Origin of the sequence: Flavobacterium sp. FlaQc-28 (assembly GCF_044007415.1) — a bacterium.
Classification (GTDB): domain Bacteria; phylum Bacteroidota; class Bacteroidia; order Flavobacteriales; family Flavobacteriaceae; genus Flavobacterium.
Genome location: NZ_JBIPCM010000007.1, coordinates 251,116 through 270,774, shown reverse-complemented (window position 1 = coordinate 270,774; position 19,659 = coordinate 251,116). Strand labels below are relative to the sequence as shown.

Sequence of the window (19,659 nt, the reverse complement as noted above, 5' to 3'; positions counted from 1 at the left end):
AGTTAGATATTCGTTCGCATACAGACAGTAGAGCAACTCATCAATACAATGAAGCATTATCTGACCGAAGAGCGAAATCAACTATCGATTGGCTTATTAAAAACGGCGTAGCTAAAAATCGTCTGACTGGAAAAGGTTATGGAGAAACACAGCTTGTAAACAAATGTTCTGATGGTGTACCTTGTACCGAAGAAGAACACCAAATGAACAGACGAAGCGAGTTTATTATAGTTGGATTGTAATAAAAAATGTTTAAGATTAAAAATTAGGTACACTTTTTGTTTTTATCACTTTAATAAAAACTTGAAATCATGAAATTACTAAAACATTTATTTATTGGAGCCTTATTTTTTACTGTAAGTTTTTCAAACGCTCAGGTGTCAGTCAACCTTAATATTGGTACACCTCCCGCATGGGGACCGGCGGGTTATGCAGATGCTCATTATTATTACTTACCGGATTTAGAAATTTATTATGATATTAATGCTTCTGACTATATTTATATAAACAGCGGGAAATGGTTAAGATCAAAAAGACTGCCCAAAAAATATGGAAACTATGACCTTTATAATGAATATAAAGTTGTCCTTACTGACTACAGAGGAAATTCGCCGTATGATAATTATAAAACTCATAAAGTAAAATACGGTAAAGGTTATAAAGGAAAACCACAAAAAACAATTGGTCAAAAACCAGGAAAAGGAAATAATAAAGAGCATAAAAATAATGGCCACGGAAATGGAAAGCATTAAATTATGCTGTACTCCTGCAGTGAAGATAAGGTAAACAGCCCCAAAATTGGGATAAGGTAAAGTGGTTTTTGTTAACTCATTGTTTTTAGGGGCATGTTTATCTGTTTGTTGTGCAAATATATTATACAGATTAAAATAAGGATGTGTTATAACATCCTTATTTTATTTAAATCGTTGACTGTTTTGATTGGATCGAACTTAAAAATCTTACACATCTTGACAACAGGAAATATAGTGGCATGCTATATGGTAAATTCACATTTTACCGACTGTACTTGGAGAAGGTGTCTAGAGCCTTTTTTTAATGTGCTGCATTCCATCTGCAGCTCTTTAATCTATTTTTCATTTTCATGAATTCCTTTTATTAAAATCGGAAGATGAAGAATACTTTTTTGAGGCAAACTTCTCTTTTTTGTAAAGTTAGTTCCAGTGCCATAGAGCATCTTTGTTAATGTTAAGCTCCAGAGCCACCTCAAGTTTTTTTATTTGTATTCTATTTCAAAATAATCGAGAACTGATTTGTAATTATCTTGCGCAGTAAGACAGGTATCCATCAGATATTCTTTATATTGTTCCATTCCTGGAGTCCTCTGTAATAAAAAAGTTTAAGCTGTTCATCTATTATGAATGGCACTATATTGTTTGCAAGACATTCTTTGAAAATAATTAATCGTCCCACATGACCGTTTCCATCTTGAAAAGGATGTATGATTTCGAATTTGTAGTGAAAATCGATTATGTCTTCAATAGTTTTATTTTTAGTTGCATGATAATTAATGAGAAGATCTTTCATTTTTTCAGCGACCTGCTTGGGAGGGCAAGTCTCAATACCTCCAGCTTCATTTGGAAGCTTTTTATATTCACCAACATTAAACCAACCTTTTCCGCTGTCAGAAGTACCAGACTTTAATAAAAAATGAAGTTCTTTAATAATAGATTCGGTAAGTTTGGCATTTGCTTTTTCAATAATAAAATCTATGCAGCGAAAGTGATTAGTGGTTTCAATAATGTCATCGACATTTAAGTTTTCTTTAGAAGCACTGATTGTATTGGTTTCGAAAATATATCTTGTTTGGTCATGTGTCAGCCTGCTTCCTTCAATTTTATTTGAGTTGTAAGTCAAGTCAATCTGAGTACGGTGATAAATACTGCCTTTCAGTTTCATACTCTTTTGTTCTTTCAAGCTGTTTAATAAAACATTTTTACTTACTTTTTTATTCCCTTTTTGAGGAATTACTGCGTCTTCAGGAATATTCCAGGTCTTACCAGTTAAAAATGCACCTTTTAATTTCCCTAAAGCACAATAATTGCGAATTGTCCTTTCGGACAGTTCCAGTTTTTTTACAAATTCTACTACTGAAAGATCTTTCATGTTTTATACTAGTTTTAGTATCGGCAAGTATATGATAAAATATAAATTTGTAAGTGGTTAATTTGCCGATAGCGGAAATATGAAATAAAAATAAGCAAAAGATTTGAGTCTAATTTCTTAGTATTGTGAAGATTGGTGCCTTAAGTTTTTGTAGAAAAATGGAGGTAACTCAAGATTTTGAGAGATGAGACAGAATCAAAATTGTAGAATGCGACCATTAAATTTACTTTTTACGTTACAAGTAATTTTTTATTATTAATTTTAGTTTAATAGTAGGAATTTAATTCTGATCGCAAATAACTTATAGAAACATGTATGAATCAATCACAAAATGTTACCGACTACCCAAATAATAATACCATTTTTATGGTTTGGAAATTTAAAGATCAGACTGATATAAAGTCTTCTTTCGAAAAACTTTGTTCTTTAGTAAATAATTTAAATAATTCTTTTACAATAAGAATTCCTAATGGACGAAGCAGCTGTGTAATGGGGGTTGGATATGATGCGTGGATAAAGCTTGGATTACCAAAACCTCTGCCTAAGGAATTAGTGAATTTTGAATCGATTAGAGGGGCAAAACATACAGCAAAAGCTACTGAAGGAGATCTTCACTTTCATTTAAGAGGCCAAAATACAGCTGTTTGTTTTGATATGGCTCTGGCAATTTCAAATGTTATAAAGCCAGCAGCAGAATGTTTGGAAGAAATTCACGGATTTAGATATTGGGATGGGCGTTCTATTATTGGTTTTGTAGATGGTACCGAGAATCCAATAGGCGAGGAAAGACAATTTTTTGCAGTAGTAGGCGAGGAGGATGCTGCTTATAAAGGGGGAAGTTATTTATTTGTCCAGAAGTACTTTCATAATATGAAAAATTGGGGAAATCTATCGACTGAAGATCAGGAAAAAGTAATTGGAAGATCTAAAATGAGTGATATTGAAATGGAAGATGATGTGAAACCAGCAAATTCGCATAGTGCCCTTACGGCTATTACGGATGAAAATGGTGAAGACCTCAAAATTGTGCGAGATAATATGCCTTTTGGAAATCCTGCGAAAGGTGAAGTCGGCACCTATTTTATTTCTTACGCCAGTAAATTTAGTACTACAAGAAAAATGTTAGAGAATATGTTCATCGGTAACCCGCCTGGAAATTATGATCGTATATTGGATTTTAGTACCGCAGAAACTGGAACATTGTTTTTTGTACCCGCATTAGATTTATTAGACCAATATTCTGCGGAATCTGATTCGTAAGATAATGTTCTCATTATAAATTAGAAATTCTAAGGAGAATCGAATAATAAATGATCAAGCAAAATATTATGGAGATTGAAACTATTGTTGAAGAAAATGTTTATTCCTTTTCTATTACTTCCAGGGACTTCAGACTTATTATCAATACTGATAAAAGTTGTCGCTAGATGTAACATTGAATTGATGCCTTCAGCATTTAGTAATACAGAAGATAAGTAAACTATCGTTAGTTATAGTTTATTTATCTTCTCGTAAATCTTGGGATCGTGTTTTTTTATCTTAATCTTCACATATTTTGATGCGGGCATATTACTGTCTTTTACAACATTGTTTACAGAAACCAAGACGTTAGTTTCAGGAAAATAAGTTACTGTATTTTTCTCAGGTATTTGATAAGAAACAATAATAAATAAAGGTGCGATTCTTTCAATATTATCATCATAATTGAATAAATCAACTTTATCTCCTGATTTGAAACCCGCCTTCTCAATGTCTTTTGGATTCATAAATATTACCCGACGTTCGTTTTTTATACCACGATAGCGATCGTCAAGTCCGTAAATTGTAGTATTGAACTGGTCGTGTGTCCGAGTTGTTGCCATCAGATATTCATCATGATTAAGTTCATTAACCGGTATTTCAGTTAATGTAAACGGCGCACGGTCGCCAAATTCTTTAGTGATAAATTGTCCATCTCGTGCAGCATTAGGCAGATAAAAGCCTCCTTTTTCTCTCACTTTTAGGTTATAATTTTCAAAACCGGGAATGCATTTTTCTATATCATCCCTCACGGCATCATAACTGTCATGATAGCGTTGCCAGTTGATAACCGATTTATTTCCTAATGTGGCCATAGCCATTCTACACACAATCTGCGTCTCATTAATGAGATTATCTGATATCGGCTTTAGCATTCCTTTTGATGACTGTACTACTCCCATAGAGTTTTCGGTAGTTATAAATTGTATTTCGCCATTGACCATATCAATGTCGCTTCGGGATAGCGTAGGCAATATGATTGCTTCTTTTCCATGAATCAGATGACTGCGATTGAGTTTGGTAGATACGCAGACTGTCAGATTCAATTTTCTCAGCGCATTTGCAGTAAAGGTTGTGTCTGGTGTTGCGGATAGAAAATTACCTCCCATTGAAAATAATACTTTTACCTTTTCTTCATGCATTGCTTTAATGGCCCGAACAACATCGTATCCATGTTTGCGAGGTGGGTTGAATCCATAAAATGACTGTAAGCGGTCAAGCTGTTCGTCAGTGGGCTTTTCATCAATCATCATGGTTCTGTTTCCTTGAACATTACTATGTCCACGAACAGGACAGACACCTGCACCTGGCTTGCCAATGCTTCCTTTTAGTAATAGAATATTGAGTATCTCTTTAATCATATCTACACCATTGGGCTGCTGAGTAAGACCCATTCCCCAGCAGACAATGATTCGTTTTTTAAATGCAATCATTTCAGCCATCTGATAAAGTGTTTCTTTAGAAACACCGGAGAGCTCTACAAGATCATCAAGATTATAATTTTCGAATTGTTTTAGGAAGGCATCGTATCCAGTAGTTTTTTCTCTGATAAAATCATAATCAAAGATTTTTCCAGGATTTTTATTTTCCAATTCAATTAATATAGTCTCAATAGCTTTTAAAAGAGCCATGTCGCCATTTATTTTTACAGGCAGATAAAGATCAGCGAGTTTAACGCCATTTCTAATAATTCCTTTGATTTCCTGCGGATTTCGAAATCCCATTAAACCTGCTTCGGGCAGGGGATTGATGGCGATTATTTTTGCTCCGTTTGCTTTGCCTTTTGCTAATGCACTCATCATTCTAGGGGCATTGGTTCCCGGATTTTGTCCAATGATTATAATAACATCTGTATCATAAAAATCTTCCAGAGTTACGGTGCCTTTTCCAATTCCGATAGTAGGCCTTAAAGCGGATCCTGATGTTTCATGACACATATTGGAACAGTCCGGCATATTATTGGTGCCAAATTCTTTTGCAAAGAGCTGGTAAAGAAATGATGTTTCATTGCTTGTTCTTCCAGAGGTGTAAAAGGCAGCCTCATTTGGTGATTCCAACGCAGTGAGGTGTTCCGCTATTTTTTTGAATGCATTATCCCAGCTGATAGCTTCGTAGTGTGTTCCATTTTGAGGAAGATACATAGGTTCAGTTAGCCGCCCCATCTTGCCAATCTGATAATCGTCTAATTTGGCGAGACTGTATACGGAGTTTTCCTTAAAAAACTCGGCTGTAATTTTTTTGGAAGTAGCTTCTTCGGCTAGTGCTTTAGCTCCGTTCTCACAGTATTCGCCAAGTGGCGACCGCTCATCATCTGGATCAGGCCATGCACAGCTTGGGCAGTCAAAACCCCCAATCTGATTCATCTTAAATAAAGCTTTTGTGCCTCTCATAAGAGTTTTTTCTTCAATAAGATCACTAAAAGCTGCTATTACAGCAGGAACTCCGGCAGCCCAATTCTCTACTTTTGTCAACTTAAGATCTAGAAGTTTATACGGATTTTCAGCATCCGGCTCTTTCGTATTTTTTTTGTGTTGATCTTCTTTCATAGCTTTAGTATTTAATCAGAATCTCTGGGTGAGTTTTTGAATAATCTTTTCCAATTACTTTTTTACAGCAGTTATTGACTGATTATTTGAATTTTTTATAAAGTTGCTATTGACACCTTGTCACTAGAGTTATATATATTAAATCTATCTTCTTTAAGAAAACCTAAAAGGGTAATGTTAAATTCGGCAGCTATTTCTACAGCGAGAGTTGACGGAGCGCCAATTGCGGCTACAACGGCTATACCTGCCATAGCGGCTTTTTGAATTAATTCAAAACTAATTCTGCCACTAAGAAGTAATATATGTTTGTTTAAGGGCAATAAGTTGTCTATTAATGCACAGCCAATTAACTTATCGAGTGCATTGTGTCTTCCAACATCTTCACGTAAAAGAAGTAAATCACCTTCAACAGTAAAAAGCCCTGATGCATGAATACCTCCAGTAGCAGCAAAATTGCTTTGGGCTAAACGTAACTTTTGAGGTAATTGATAAAGTATATCTGTAGCGATATTTAATTTAGGATTTTCTAAATGATTAAAAACGCTAACTGTTTTAATAGATTCAATGGAGCTTTTCCCGCACACCCCACAGCTTGAAGTTGTATAAAAATTTCGGTCGGACTGCATCAAATGCGGAGTAAAATTTTCTATAAGATCTACCTGAACAATATTTTTCTTTTGTAATTCGCAGTCCATTTTTATGTGATAGACTTTTTTTATATCCAGGTAAGAAGTTATAATGCCTTCGGTATATAAAAAACCAATTGCAAGATCAAAGTCATTGCCAGGTGTACGCATGGTCACGGAGATGTTCTTGTAAGTTTTTTGGGTTTCAGGGCCGTATGAAATTCTTATCTCCAGCGGTTCTTCTACAGAAAGTGTGTCTGCAAAAAATGAACTTTCAAAGCCATTTACTTTTCTAATATGCATGTCTTTAATGGACACTGATTGCAAATCATTCATTTCCATGTAAATTCATTAAAAGTTGATACGTAAATTTAGTAAAAAATGATTTTAAAAAGGTGTTTTGGTCATATAATATCTTGAGAACATGACTGATTTGATATAAACAGAATTTTTAGCATAACTTGTGTAATAATTGATTTTGCAGCATTAAGTTCAATTTTTAGCTGCTGAAGGTCTAACCAAAAATGTTGTTATGCACACTGAGTTGATCATAAGAATGATAAATTGTGAGCTATCATTGTTAAAATTTTAAAGTTTAATTTTATCTTTACATTCACATATGCACTTCTTACTTGTCATAACAAAATAATCCTTCCTAATTATTTTGACAGGCTGTTGGTTCACAAGGGTATTTTTTTGAAACTCATTTTCATTTACATAAACTTATAATTTCATGTATCAATTTGTAAAGTATATTTTGCTGTTTTTGGCAGCATCATTAAGTCTGGTTTCCTGTAAGCAAAAACAGGGAGACAAAATTAAAGTTGGTTTCTCGCAAGCAATGACAACAGACGACTGGCGAAAGCAAATGAACAGTTCTATAAAAATCGAAGCTTCTTTGCGACCTGAAGTCGATTTGACAATCAAAGACGCCAATAATAACGTAGGAAAGCAAATCGAAGATATCGAACGTTTTATTTCTAATAAAGTGGATGTTATTATTGTATCGCCAATTCAGTCCAAACCTTTAACGGCAGTTGTCGAAAAATCTATAAAGGCGGGAATTCCTGTTCTTGTTGTCGATCGAAAAATTGAAGGAGAAAGTTACACAGCTTATCTCGGAGCAGATAATATTGAAATTGGACGAATCGCCGGTCGCTACATTATCTCGCACAGTAAAGGTTCTGGCAATATTATAGAAATTACAGGCGCCAGCGGATCATCTCCGGCTTACGAAAGAACGCTTGGTTTCAATCAGATTATCAACGAGAATAAGCGTTTTAAGATTGTAAACACCATTCAGGGCGATTGGGAAAAAGAATCGGTTAAAGCGCCTTTGAAGGCCATTCTTCTGCAAAACCCAAATGTTGAATATATCTTCGCTCATAACGACAGAATGGCTTTAAGCGCCTGGGAAACTGCTAAAACCCTGGGACTTGAAAAGAAAATAAAGTTTATTGGTGTGGATGCCTTAAACTCCGTAAATGGTGGTATTGAGTTGGTAAAAAGTGGTGTACTTGATGGAACAATTTTATATCCAACCGGAGGAAACGAAGCTTTAAAACTGGCATTAAAAATGTACAACAAAGAATCGATTTCAAGAAACAATATCTTAAATACGATTGTTATTGATAAAAACAATGCTGAAATTATCGAAAACCAAATGGATAAAGTCGATCAGCAACAGTTGGTAATCGAATCACAGCAAGGCGCTATTAAAGTTCAGGAAAGAGAATATGCTTCGCAGAATAATTTGGTAAGATTGCTTAGCTTTTTTCTTGTCATTATTTTGAGCTTAACGATTTACAGTATTTATTCTACAATTTCGATTTCAAAAAAGAAAAAACAATTAGAAAGAATCAATCAAACGGTAATTGATCAAAACAATGAAATTCAGGAAATGGCTCAGATTGCAGCTAAAAGCAACGAAGCAAAACTGAATTTCTTCACCGGACTTTCGCACGAATTTAAAACGCCAATTACTCTAATAATGAGTTACGTGGAGTCTTTAATTGAAAATGAGAAAATTAAAGGAACCACATTGATAGATGAAGTAAAATTGATTCACAAAAACTCAAACAGATTGCTTCGTTTGATCAATCAATTATTGGATTTCAGGAAAATTGAAGAGCAAAAATTTACGCTGAGAGCTTCCAATACTAAAATTTACGATTTCACAAATGAAGTTATGGCTAATTTTAAAGGCGAAGCCGCCCGAAGAAATATTGATTTTCAATTAAGCTGTAAAAACAAAAATCTGGAATTGTTTATTGACCGCGGTTTAATGGATAAAGTCTATTTCAATTTATTGTCAAATGCCTTTAAATTTACGCCGGACAATGGTAAAATTAGTATTTCAATTGTCGAAAATCAGGATAATACGGTAAAGATACATTTTAAAGATTCCGGAATTGGAATTCCTGACGATGAACTTTCAAATGTTTTTGATCCATTTTTCAGGGCTTCAAATAATAATAAAAATAGTTCAGGAATTGGTTTGCATTTGTCTAAAGAGTTTGTGCTTTTGCATCAGGGAACTATAGAGTTAAAATCAAAACAAGGCAGCGAATTTGTGATTACTTTATTAAAAGGAAATAGTCATTTGCAGCCTGCTGAAATTATTCAGAAAGTAGAAAGCCTAACTAGTATTCCGAATTTAATTACCGATAATTTAAATATAGAACCCGATTTAAAAGAATCAAATACCATTTCTGATACTGAAAAACATTCTTTGCTAATAATAGAAGACAATGTAGATTTGGTTAATTTTCTAAAAGCAAAACTGTCTAATGAATATGTAGTTTATAATTCTGACGGAAGCGATGCGATCGAAAAGGCTTTAGAAATTATTCCGGATATTATTATCTGTGACATTAATTTAGTCGACAAAGACGGTTACGAAATCAGCAAAGAGCTAAAGAAAGATCTTCGTTCCTCTCATATTCCAATTATAATTTTAACGGCACAAAGTAATAAAGAATCGGTTTTAAAAGGGCTTCAGAGTGGAGTAGATCAATATTTGACGAAACCTTTTAGTCTTTCAATTCTAAAACAATCTTTATCGAGTTTGCTTTTCAATAGAGAAAAACTACGTTATTATTACACCAATAATATTTACCGAGTTGAACCTGAATCTAAGTTTGGAAATCAGGAACAGTCCTTTATTACCAAAATGAATGACATTATTAAAAAGAATGTCGAAAATCCAAAGTTTTCAGTTGAAGATTTGGCGGATAAATTGGGCGTTTCGAGAGTTCAGCTGTATAGAAAAGTGAAAGCAATTATCGGAATTAATATTAGCGATCATATTAATAATGTCAAATTAGAGAAAGCAGCAGAGCTTTTAAAGTCAAATGAAATGAATATTTCTGAAATTGCGTACTCGTTAGGTTTCTCTTCTCCCAACTATTTTTCTACAGCTTTTAAGAATAAATTTGGAATTTCTCCTAAAGAATATAAAACGTCCAGTTAATTTGTCTTTAAAATTGTTTCTTTTAAAGTATCAATTTTGAAGGTTATGTAACAAAATCGAAACTACAAGGTTTTCGTAAAAGTTTTTTAATTTGCGTAAAACCTTGTAAATAAAGGTTTTGAGTTTAAAATGCTAAACTATCAATATTTATAGAAATAAATTGTAACATCATTAAAAATAAGTTGTTTTTTTTGCAGATATCTTAGCAACAAGTTTTTAATACATGTACAATGAATAAGATATTGATTTGGTCTGTTACTGCTGCACTGGCAGGTTTTCTTTTCGGTTTTGATACCGTAGTTATTTCTGGAGCTGATAAACAATTACAGCTTCTGTGGCACTCGTCAGATGCCTTTCATGGTTCAGTTGTTATGGCAATGGCATTATGGGGAACTGTAGTTGGTGCTATTTTTGGAGGAATCCCAACAAATAAAATAGGACGTAAAAAAACGTTGTTCTGGATTGGGATTTTATATTTCGCTTCAGCAATTGGTGCCGCTTTCGCTAATGATCCGTTTGTTTTTGCTGCCTTTAGATTTATTGGAGGTTTAGGAGTTGGTGCTTCAACTATTGCTGCTCCAGCTTATGTGTCAGAAATTGCTCCGGCAGACAAACGCGGAAGATTGGTCGCTTTGTATCAGTTTAATATTGTACTAGGAATTTTAATTGCTTTTATATCTAATTACTTTTTAAAAGATATTGGAGAAAACGCCTGGAGATGGATGATTGGTGTTCAGGCAATTCCTTCTCTTATCTATATTCTGTTTATTTTGACAATTCCTGAAAGTCCAAGATGGCTTTTATCTAAGAATCGTGACGAAGAAGCTCGTAAAGTTTTATATACTATTGATCCGTCAGCAAATATTTCAGACTTGATGGACGATTCCCGTGAAAACGGTGTTACCAAACACGAAAACATTTTCATGAAGAAATACCGTTTTCCTTTGATTCTCGCTTTTTTAATTGCCTTTTTCAATCAGTTTTCTGGAATTAATGCATTTCTATATTACGCGCCAAGAATTTTTGAAGAAGCCGGCTTAGGACAAAATACAGCGTTGTTAAGCAGTATCGGAATTGGAGTTACAAATCTTATTTTCACCTTAATTGGTGTGGCATTAATTGACAAATTAGGAAGAAAGTTGTTAATGTACATTGGTTCTGTTGGATATATTATTTCACTCGGACTAGTATCGGCTTCTTTCTATTACAATTGGGGAGGCTTATCAGTTCCTATTTTTCTTTTCCTTTTTATTGCTTCTCATGCAATTGGTCAGGGTGCGGTAATTTGGGTTTTTATTTCAGAAATTTTTCCAAATCATATTAGAGCATCGGGACAGGCATTTGGAAGTTCTGTACATTGGGTTTTGGCAGCGATTATTCCGTCTTTAATTCCAATGTTATTTTCAGAAATCGGACCAGAAGTAGTATTCCTTATTTTTACTTTAATGATGGTTTTACAATTGTTATTTGTAATTTTTCTGATGCCGGAAACAAAAGGAATCTCTTTAGAAGCTTTAAGCGAAACACTAACTAAAAAAAATAACCACAAAAATGAAATCAAAGAAACATCTGCCGTTAGCTCTTTATAGTGCTGCCTTACTGTCGATAGTAGGATTAAAACCGTCTTCTGCAACTGCACAAACTGCTGCCGTTACTGTATCGAACACAGCGGAAGAACAAATGTATCGACCACATTTTCATTTTACGCCAAAAAAAGGCTGGATGAACGATCCTAACGGAATGTTTTTCGCCAATGGATATTATCATTTATTCTACCAGCATTATCCTGATGGAAATACATGGGGACCAATGCATTGGGGACATGCCATTTCTAAAGATTTAATTAAATGGGAAGAACAGCCAATTGCGCTTTACCCAGATAAAGACAAATATATATTTTCCGGAAGTGCTGTTGTCGATACGCAAAATACATCTGGATTAGGAACTGGAAAAACAGCTCCGATTGTTGCCATTTATACTTTGCATGATATGACAAAGGAAAAAGCAGGCAAAATTGATGTGGAACAGCAGGATATTGCTTTTTCTAATGATAACGGTTTTACATGGCAGAAATTTGAGGAAGGAAATCCTGTCGTGAAAAACCCTGGAATTAGAGATTTTAGAGATCCAAAAGTATCTTGGGATGAAACGCACAAACAATGGATTATGGCTTTGGCAGCACAGGATCGAATACATTTTTACAAATCATCGAATCTGAAAAACTGGGAATTTGCATCTGAATTTGGAAAAAATATTGGTGCTCATGGCGGTGTTTGGGAATGTCCTGATTTCTTCGAAATAAAAGTAGAAGGAACAAAAGAAACAAAATGGGTTTTAATAGTAAATCTTAATCCAGGTGGACCAAACGGAGGTTCCGGAGTTCAATATTTTGTTGGAGATTTTGACGGAAAAACATTTACAATGGACACTACTTTTGCTGAAAGAGTAAATAATGAAAAAGCAGTCTGGGCAGATTATGGAAAAGATAATTATGCCGGAGTAACGTGGAATAATGTTCCAACTTCAGACGGAAGAAGACTGTTTATCGGATGGATGTCAAACTGGGATTATGCACAGCAAGTTCCAACAACAACATGGAGAAGCAGTACAACCATTCCGCGTGAATTGAAGCTGGTTAAAAAAGGAAACCATTATAATTTGGTTAGCACTCCGGTAAAAGAAATCAATAATTATGTTTCTAAAACCATTAAAACAAAAAGTAAAACCGGAAAAGGAACTTTGAATTTAATTGAAAACGGAAAAGTAGATTTAACACAGACAGTTATTAGTTTAGATTTAAAAAACTTAAAACAGGAAGATTATGCTTTTACACTTTCAAATGCAAATGGAGAATCTTTAAGTTTTGGTTTAAACAACAAAGAAAATTACTTATTTGTTGATCGTTCTAAAGCCGGTAAAATTGATTTCTCAGATAAGTTTGCTTTACCAATAAGCAAAGCGTTTTTGGAAGGAAGCCAAAAAAGTGCCGCTTTTAAAATTATTCTGGATAAAACTTCAATTGAAATATTCTACAATAATGGCGAAAAAGTAATGACAGAAATCTTTTTTCTAAACAAACCATTTACTTCACTTTCGATTGCTTCAAAAGAGAAAATGGAAGTAAATAATTTAATAATTCAGGAATTAAATGTCTCAAAAAGTCATTAAGAAAGAATAGCAGAATTATTTTTTCTTCATAAAGAAATCCACAGCTAAAGCTTGTAAATACTCGAAAGATTTTCCTTTCTGACCTTTTATGCTTCATTCTGAAAATGAATTGGTTGCCTATAATGGGCAATCGAATTGGATAATAATGTAATTAACTAACTAAATATAACCAAAACAATTAATTTATGAAAAGTAAGATTATTTATTTTCTATTTTTCTTCTTTCCGATGCTGATGATGACGGCGCAGGAAAACGGAATTAAAGGAACGGTAATTTCGTCTGATGACGGAATGCCGCTTCCTGGAGCGACAGTAATTATTTCAGGAACAAATACCAGTTCGGTCACCGATTTTGATGGGAATTTTTCCTTCCCAAATGTTGCTCCAGATGCTGTACTTGTAGTTTCTTTTATAGGATATGCCCCGCAATCGATTTCTGTTAAAGGGCAAAAAACAATCAATATAACGTTGAAGGTAGACAACAATCAATTGAATGAAGTCGTGGTAACCGGTTATTCAAAACAAAAGAAAACGGATATCACAGGAGCAGTTGCGGTTGTGAACATGAAAGATGTTATGAAACAGCCGGAACCAAATCCGATCAAAGCTTTACAGGGAAGAATTGCCGGAGTAAAAGTATCGTCTGATGGTTCGCCAAGCGGAGGAAATACAAAAGTGGTCATTCGTGGTGTTGGAACTTTAAACAACACAGATCCGCTTTACGTTATTGACGGAATGCCGACAAAATCCGGAATGCATGAATTAAATCCTAATGATATTGAAACGATTCAGGTATTGAAAGATGCTTCTTCAGCAAGTATTTACGGTTCTCGCGCTTCAAACGGTGTGATTATCATTACAACCAAAAAAGGAAAAGAAGGTGTAATGAGAATCAATTTCAGCACGTATGCTTCCTTTTCTGATTATTCGAGAAAGTTAGATGTTCTAAACGCGAACCAATTTGGACAGGCACTTTGGCAGGCGAATATTAACGACGGTTTAAATCCGAACAACAACAATTTGCGTTATCAGTTTGACTGGTCAGTAAATAACAACAAACCGCAATTGAATAAAGTTTTGGTTCCGGAATATTTAGATGCACAGCAAACCATAAAAGCTTCAAACACGGATTGGTACGATGCGATTTCTCAAACCGGAGTAGCCAATTCTTATGATTTGTCAGTTTCGAATGCTTCGGATAAAGGAAATTATGTTTTCTCGCTAGGTTATTATGGAAACGAAGGTGTTGTAAAAACAACAGATTTCGAAAGAATTTCTGCCAGAATGAACAGTTTGTATAAATATTTTGATGGCAAATTAGTTATTGGAGAAAATTTCAGTTTAAACCGTACAAACGAAGTTACAGATCCTGGCGTTTTAGATCCTGCTCTTAGAGCTTTGCCAATTATTCCGGTGCATACGGTAGACGGAATAGGTTGGGGAGGACCAGTTGGAGGAATGAACGATAGACAAAATCCGGTTCGACTTTTAGAATATAATAAAGACAACAAATACGATTATTTACGTCTTTTTGGTAACGCTTACGCGGATTTGGAAATCATTAAAAACCTGCACATCAAAACCAGTTTCGGAATGGATTATGGTTTTTATAAGAAGCGTACGCTGCAAAGAAGTTACAAATCGGGTTATTTGCAAAATGATCAGACTTCTGTTACAATCGACCAATCGATAAGCGACAAATGGACTTGGACGAATACTGCGATTTATAGTTTAAACTTTGGAAAAAGCAATCTTAATTTGATGGCGGGAACGGAGATGTATAAAGATACTTATGATACAAATACGTTGCGTAAAAATGACTTTTTGATCGAAACGCCGGATTATATGTATCCGGATGCAGGAACTGGAGAATCTTTTACCAGCGGAACTTCGACTGTATATTCTTTGCTTTCTTATTTTGGAAAAGCAGATTATGAGTTTGATAATCGTTATTTGGTTTCGGCTACAATTCGTCGTGATGGTTCTTCTCGTTTTGGAAAAAACAATCAATTCGGGACATTTCCGGCAGTTTCAGCGGGATGGAGAATCAGCAATGAAAATTTCATTAAAAATAGTGCTCCTGTTTTTTCAGACTTAAAATTAAGAGCGGGTTGGGGACAAACCGGTAATCAGGAAATTAGTAATACAGCAGTTTACTCGCTTTATCTGGCAAGTTACGCAGGCGGAAGTCCAACTTGGGCAACGTCTTACGGAACAGCTTATGATATTGCAGGAAACGGAAACGGATTGCTTCCGTCTGGTTTTATCGCAACACAATCAGGAAATGATGATTTGAAATGGGAAACGACTACACAGACGAATATTGGTTTGGACTTTGGTTTATTCAAACAAAAATTAAGCGGATCTATTGATTATTATATCAAAAAAACGGATGATATTTTGGTATTGCCGCCTTATTTAGGAGTTATTGGAGAAGGCGGAAATCGTTGGGTAAACGGAGCTTCTATGGAAAATAAAGGTTGGGAGTTTTCTTTAGGTTATCACGATGAAACTTCATTTGGATTGAAATATGATATTTCCGGAAACATTTCAGCAAACAAAAATAAGATTACACAATTGCCGGATGAAGTAAAAAACAATTACGGCGGCGATGGACTTGATGATAATATTTTAGGGCGACCAATTAATTCAATGTATGGATATGTGACTGACGGATTGTTTACAAGTCAGGATCAGGTAGACAACTCGGCAATTCAGGAAGGAAAAGGCCTTGGAAGAATTCGTTACAAAGACTTAAATGGCGACGGAACAATTACAGATAAAGACCGTACGTGGATAGGAAATCCAAATCCGGGATTGTTGTACGGAATCAATTTAAACTTGTCTTATAAAAACTTTGATTTTACCACTTTTTGGGAAGGCGCAACAGATGTTGATGTGATTAACAACACAAAATACCAAACTGATTTTTGGAGTGTTGATGACGTTGGATCAAATAAAGGAACACGTTTGTTGAATGCCTGGTCTTTGGATAATCCAAATTCAACTATTCCGGCACTGACAACGGTTGACAGAAATGCAGAATCTAGATTTTCAACTTATTATGTAGAAAACGGAAGTTATTTGAAACTTAGAGTTTTACAATTTGGCTATAGCCTGCCAAAAGAGTTATTGAAAAAACTAAATATTGAAACCTTCAGATTATACATCAGCGGTCAAAACTTATTGATTATCGATGCAAAAAGCTTCACAGGAGTTGATCCGGAAAATGCAGGTTTTGGATATCCTCAGCCGACAACTTTTACTGCTGGTCTTAATTTTACTTTATAATAAAAGATTAAAAAAAATGAAAAAAATACTATATATAGCAGGATTTGCAGTGATGGGTTTCTTCGCTTCCTGTTCCGATTTTTTAGAAAATGATCCGCGTGGCGTGTTGTCAGAAGAAGATATTGTTATACCGCAGTCGGTTGAAGGATTTATGAATGCGGCTTACGCACAATTAGGAAATGATCATTACGATTCTCCATACAGTTTATGGCCTTTTGGAAATGTTCGTTCAGATGATGCCTACAAAGGAGGAAGCGGTACAAATGATATTCAGGATTTTCACTTTTTTGAAGTTTCAAATAATATTCGTCCGGATTTTGGAGAATTGGATAGTTTCTGGTACATCAGTTATATTGGCGTTTCAAGAGCCAATAAAGCGTTGAAAGCTTTGGAACAAATCTCAGACGCAGATTATCCGTTGAAGAAAACGAGAATGGCTGAAATGCGTTTCTTGAGAGGACATTTTTACTTTATGCTGAAAATCATGTTCAGAAATGTGCCTTATATTACCGAAGATGTTCCGGTAGAAGATTATAAAACGATTTCAAACAAAGCGCTTTCAAACGAAGAACTTTGGAGCAAAATCGCTGAAGATTTTCAGGCTGCAGCCGAAAATTTACCGGATGCTCAACCAGAAGTAGGACGTGCTAATAAAAAAGCAGCTTATGCTTATTTGGCAAAAACAAGATTGTATCAGGCGTACACTCAGGATGAAACATTTAAAGTTACAGGAATCAGTCAGCAGCACTTACAGGAAGTAATTGCAGCAACAGATAAAGTTATTGGAAAAGCTTCTTTAGAACCTGACTTTGCCAACAACTTCTTGCCGGGAACTTATGAAAACGGACCGGAAGCTATTTTCTCGATTCAGTTTTCTGATAATGACGGGACTCTATACGGAAGATTAAATTTTTCAGATGTTCTTTCTACGCCACAAGGTTTAGGCTGTTGCGATTTTCATAAACCAAGTCAAAACTTGGTGAATGCTTTTAAAACCGGAGCAAATGGTTTGCCTGAGTTTGATACGTATAACAACGAAGATTTTGATTATAAAAATATAGATGCAAATACAGTTGATCCAAGATTATATCATACCGTTGCAATGCCTGGTTTGCCTTATAAATATGATCCAGAATTTTTATATGTTGAAGCTTGGGTGCGATCTCCAGGAACGTATGGTTATTTTGCTTCATTAAAAGAAAACGTTGCCCCAAATTGCAGCTGTGTTGTAAATATTGATCCGTTTTACGGAAATTCAAAAAACAGAATTCAGATTCGTTATGCTGATGTGATTTTGATGCGTGCCGAAGCTTTGATTGAATTAGGAAGACAATCTGAAGCTTTGCCGTTAATTAATGAAATCAGAGAAAGAGCAGCGCAAAGTACAGGAAGATTACCTTATGTGAGTAACTTCAAAATCAATACTTATGTGGACGGAAGCAATTGCAACTGGACGCAGGATTTTGCCCGTAAAGCGTTGCGTTGGGAACGTCGTTTAGAATTGGCGATGGAAGGAAGCCGATTTTTCGATCTTGTTCGTTGGGGAATTACAGATCAGGTTATGAATGATTTTTACGCAAAAGAAAAAACAAAACGTTCGTATTATCAGGATGCTTTTTTTGATGCGCATAAAGAAGAATATTGTCCAATTCCGTTGAAGCAAATTAATTTCAGTCAGGGATTGTACAAACAGAATCCAGGTTATTAATCTTAAAAATCAGCAATATGAAAAAAGCTTTAAATAAATATTGGACTAAAATGTCTATCGTTTTGGCAATGATTTTTATGATTACTGCCTGCGAAAATAGTTTTGAAACTGGCGGATTTGATGTTAGTTCGCCTTCAAATGTACTTTCATTCAAATTGAATGGAGTTTCAGGAAGCATTGATCAGGCAACAGGAAAAATTACTGTTGTAATGCCTTACGGATCTGACATAACAGCCATAAAACCGGAAGTTGTTTTTGTAGAAGGAGCAACATCAAATCCGGAATTAAATTCGGCTATGAATTTTACAAATCAGGTAAAATTTAGAGTGGTTAATGGTAATTTATACAAAGATTATACAGTAACTACAACCGTTTTAAGTCCGATTAAGAGTTTTACAATTAATGGTGTTGCAGCGACTGTAAACGACATTAGCAAAACCATTAATATGACGCTTCCTGAAAATACTGATTTGACAGCGCTTAAACCCGTAATTGAAGTTACAACGGGCGTAACCATTTCACCAGCTTCAGGAGCAACCGTTGATTTTACAAACGCAGTTACTTTTGTAATAACATCAAACGGGAAAAGCGTTAATTATACAGCAAATGTTGGAGTTCCGGTTACAGGATTAACAGTTGCATTTTTAGGAACTGCTGCTACAAGATCCGGAATTACAAATATGGATGAAGTTACGGCTTCAAACTGGTTGTTTGATAACTTCCCGGGAGCTAAATACATTTCTTTCGAAAGTATACAAAATGGTACCGATTTAAGTGATATTGACGTCATTTGGTGGCATTTTGATTCGGCTGCAAATTTACCTTCTGTGGCTTATAATGCTACGGTTACAAATGCATTGAAAAATTTCAGAACAAATGGAGGAAATCTGTTGTTGACTTCATTTGCTTCGCAATATGTTGATGCTTTAGGAATTGTTCCGTCAGGAAAAGGACCGAATAATGTTTTTGGTGATTTTCCTCCAAATGGATTTGTAGACGGAAATTCATGGGGAATGTCATTCGTTGGTCATGAAGGCCATCCAATTTTCCAAGGCTTAACCACTTTTGAAGCCGGAAAAGCCAATTTATTACAAAGCGGAACTTTCAGATTAAATCATACAGCTTGGTGGTTTTTACCGGAATGGGGAGGCTACAACAATGGAGAAGGTTGGAGAAACCAAACAGGAGGAACGAATCTCGCAAGTGAAGCGTGGGATAATGAATTGAACGGAAGAGTAACCATTGCAGAATTTCCAAATATAAGCACAAATAAAAATGTAATTGTTATTTCTATGGGAGCTTACGATTGGTACAATGAAACCAATAGCAGCGGAGTACCAAGTCAGGCAAACGAGTTTATTACAAATATCAAACTGCTGACACAAAACAGTATCAATTATCTAGCGGCAAAATAAATCACCTTGAA

12 protein-coding genes are annotated in these 19,659 nt (G+C 35.0%); 9 read left to right on the top strand and 3 right to left on the bottom strand.

Translation table 11 applies throughout. The annotated features are described in order from the left end of the window. On the top strand, positions 1-242 hold a 242-nt coding region (locus ACHRVL_RS18125), incomplete at its 5' end, for an OmpA family protein (RefSeq protein ID WP_395414807.1). A 69-nt stretch (positions 243-311) separates the two neighbouring features. Further along, on the top strand, positions 312-752 hold the full coding sequence (locus ACHRVL_RS18120) for a hypothetical protein (RefSeq protein ID WP_395414806.1): 441 nt from the start codon (positions 312-314) through the stop codon (positions 750-752). A 553-nt stretch (positions 753-1,305) separates the two neighbouring features. Here ACHRVL_RS18120 and ACHRVL_RS18115 read toward each other — a convergent pair. Continuing rightward, the gene (locus ACHRVL_RS18115) at positions 1,306-2,124 is read right to left on the bottom strand and encodes a Fic family protein (protein ID WP_395414805.1); all 819 of its coding nucleotides are present in this window, start codon (positions 2,122-2,124) and stop codon (positions 1,306-1,308) included. A gap of 315 nt (positions 2,125-2,439) precedes the next feature. Here ACHRVL_RS18115 and ACHRVL_RS18110 point away from each other — a divergent pair, with 315 nt between their 5' ends. After that, positions 2,440-3,384 (top strand): Dyp-type peroxidase, encoded by a 945-nt coding sequence (locus ACHRVL_RS18110; RefSeq protein ID WP_395414804.1) that lies wholly within the window; start codon positions 2,440-2,442, stop codon positions 3,382-3,384. Between the two features lie 230 nt (positions 3,385-3,614). Here the strand turns inward: ACHRVL_RS18110 and ACHRVL_RS18105 are convergent, their stop codons facing one another. After that, entirely contained in the window at positions 3,615-5,969 is a 2,355-nt protein-coding gene (locus tag ACHRVL_RS18105; protein ID WP_395414803.1) for an FdhF/YdeP family oxidoreductase, read from the bottom strand. A 95-nt stretch (positions 5,970-6,064) separates the two neighbouring features. Further along, on the bottom strand, positions 6,065-6,937 hold the full coding sequence (gene fdhD / locus ACHRVL_RS18100; RefSeq protein ID WP_395414802.1) for a formate dehydrogenase accessory sulfurtransferase FdhD: 873 nt from the start codon (positions 6,935-6,937) through the stop codon (positions 6,065-6,067). A 391-nt stretch (positions 6,938-7,328) separates the two neighbouring features. Here fdhD and ACHRVL_RS18095 point away from each other — a divergent pair, with 391 nt between their 5' ends. From ACHRVL_RS18095 to ACHRVL_RS18070, 6 genes are all read left to right on the top strand, one after another. Next, entirely contained in the window at positions 7,329-10,067 is a 2,739-nt protein-coding gene (locus ACHRVL_RS18095; RefSeq protein ID WP_395414801.1) for a substrate-binding domain-containing protein, read from the top strand. A gap of 230 nt (positions 10,068-10,297) precedes the next feature. Beyond that, positions 10,298-11,656: a sugar porter family MFS transporter gene (locus tag ACHRVL_RS18090; protein WP_395414800.1), complete on the top strand. Its 1,359-nt coding sequence runs from the start codon at positions 10,298-10,300 to the stop codon at positions 11,654-11,656. Continuing rightward, positions 11,619-13,235: a glycoside hydrolase family 32 protein gene (locus ACHRVL_RS18085; protein ID WP_395414799.1), complete on the top strand. Its 1,617-nt coding sequence runs from the start codon at positions 11,619-11,621 to the stop codon at positions 13,233-13,235. The genes ACHRVL_RS18090 and ACHRVL_RS18085 overlap by 38 nt, the downstream gene beginning before the upstream one ends. Positions 13,236-13,420: 185 nt before the next feature. After that, the gene (locus ACHRVL_RS18080) at positions 13,421-16,525 is read left to right on the top strand and encodes a SusC/RagA family TonB-linked outer membrane protein (RefSeq protein ID WP_395414798.1); all 3,105 of its coding nucleotides are present in this window, start codon (positions 13,421-13,423) and stop codon (positions 16,523-16,525) included. A gap of 16 nt (positions 16,526-16,541) precedes the next feature. Further along, a complete protein-coding gene (locus ACHRVL_RS18075) occupies positions 16,542-18,233 on the top strand; it encodes a RagB/SusD family nutrient uptake outer membrane protein (RefSeq protein ID WP_395414797.1) in 1,692 nt (563 codons plus the stop codon). Positions 18,234-18,250: 17 nt separating this feature from the next. Next, a complete protein-coding gene (locus ACHRVL_RS18070) occupies positions 18,251-19,648 on the top strand; it encodes a DUF4960 domain-containing protein (protein WP_395414796.1) in 1,398 nt (465 codons plus the stop codon). The last annotated feature ends 11 nt before the right edge of the window (positions 19,649-19,659 follow it).

What these genes read in the sequence shown, in the direction of transcription:
- ACHRVL_RS18080 (WP_395414798.1), top strand. Translation starts at nt 13,421, where the DNA reads ATGAAAAGTAAGATTATTTATTTTCTATTTTTCTTCTTTCCGATGCTG.
- ACHRVL_RS18105 (WP_395414803.1), bottom strand. Translation starts at nt 5,969, where the DNA reads ATGAAAGAAGATCAACACAAAAAAAATACGAAAGAGCCGGATGCTGAA.
- ACHRVL_RS18085 (WP_395414799.1), top strand. Translation starts at nt 11,619, where the DNA reads ATGAAATCAAAGAAACATCTGCCGTTAGCTCTTTATAGTGCTGCCTTA.
- ACHRVL_RS18070 (WP_395414796.1), top strand. Translation starts at nt 18,251, where the DNA reads ATGAAAAAAGCTTTAAATAAATATTGGACTAAAATGTCTATCGTTTTG.
- ACHRVL_RS18115 (WP_395414805.1), bottom strand. Translation starts at nt 2,124, where the DNA reads ATGAAAGATCTTTCAGTAGTAGAATTTGTAAAAAAACTGGAACTGTCC.
- ACHRVL_RS18120 (WP_395414806.1), top strand. Translation starts at nt 312, where the DNA reads ATGAAATTACTAAAACATTTATTTATTGGAGCCTTATTTTTTACTGTA.
- ACHRVL_RS18095 (WP_395414801.1), top strand. Translation starts at nt 7,329, where the DNA reads ATGTATCAATTTGTAAAGTATATTTTGCTGTTTTTGGCAGCATCATTA.
- ACHRVL_RS18075 (WP_395414797.1), top strand. Translation starts at nt 16,542, where the DNA reads ATGAAAAAAATACTATATATAGCAGGATTTGCAGTGATGGGTTTCTTC.
- ACHRVL_RS18090 (WP_395414800.1), top strand. Translation starts at nt 10,298, where the DNA reads ATGAATAAGATATTGATTTGGTCTGTTACTGCTGCACTGGCAGGTTTT.
- fdhD (WP_395414802.1), bottom strand. Translation starts at nt 6,937, where the DNA reads ATGGAAATGAATGATTTGCAATCAGTGTCCATTAAAGACATGCATATT.
- ACHRVL_RS18110 (WP_395414804.1), top strand. Translation starts at nt 2,440, where the DNA reads ATGAATCAATCACAAAATGTTACCGACTACCCAAATAATAATACCATT.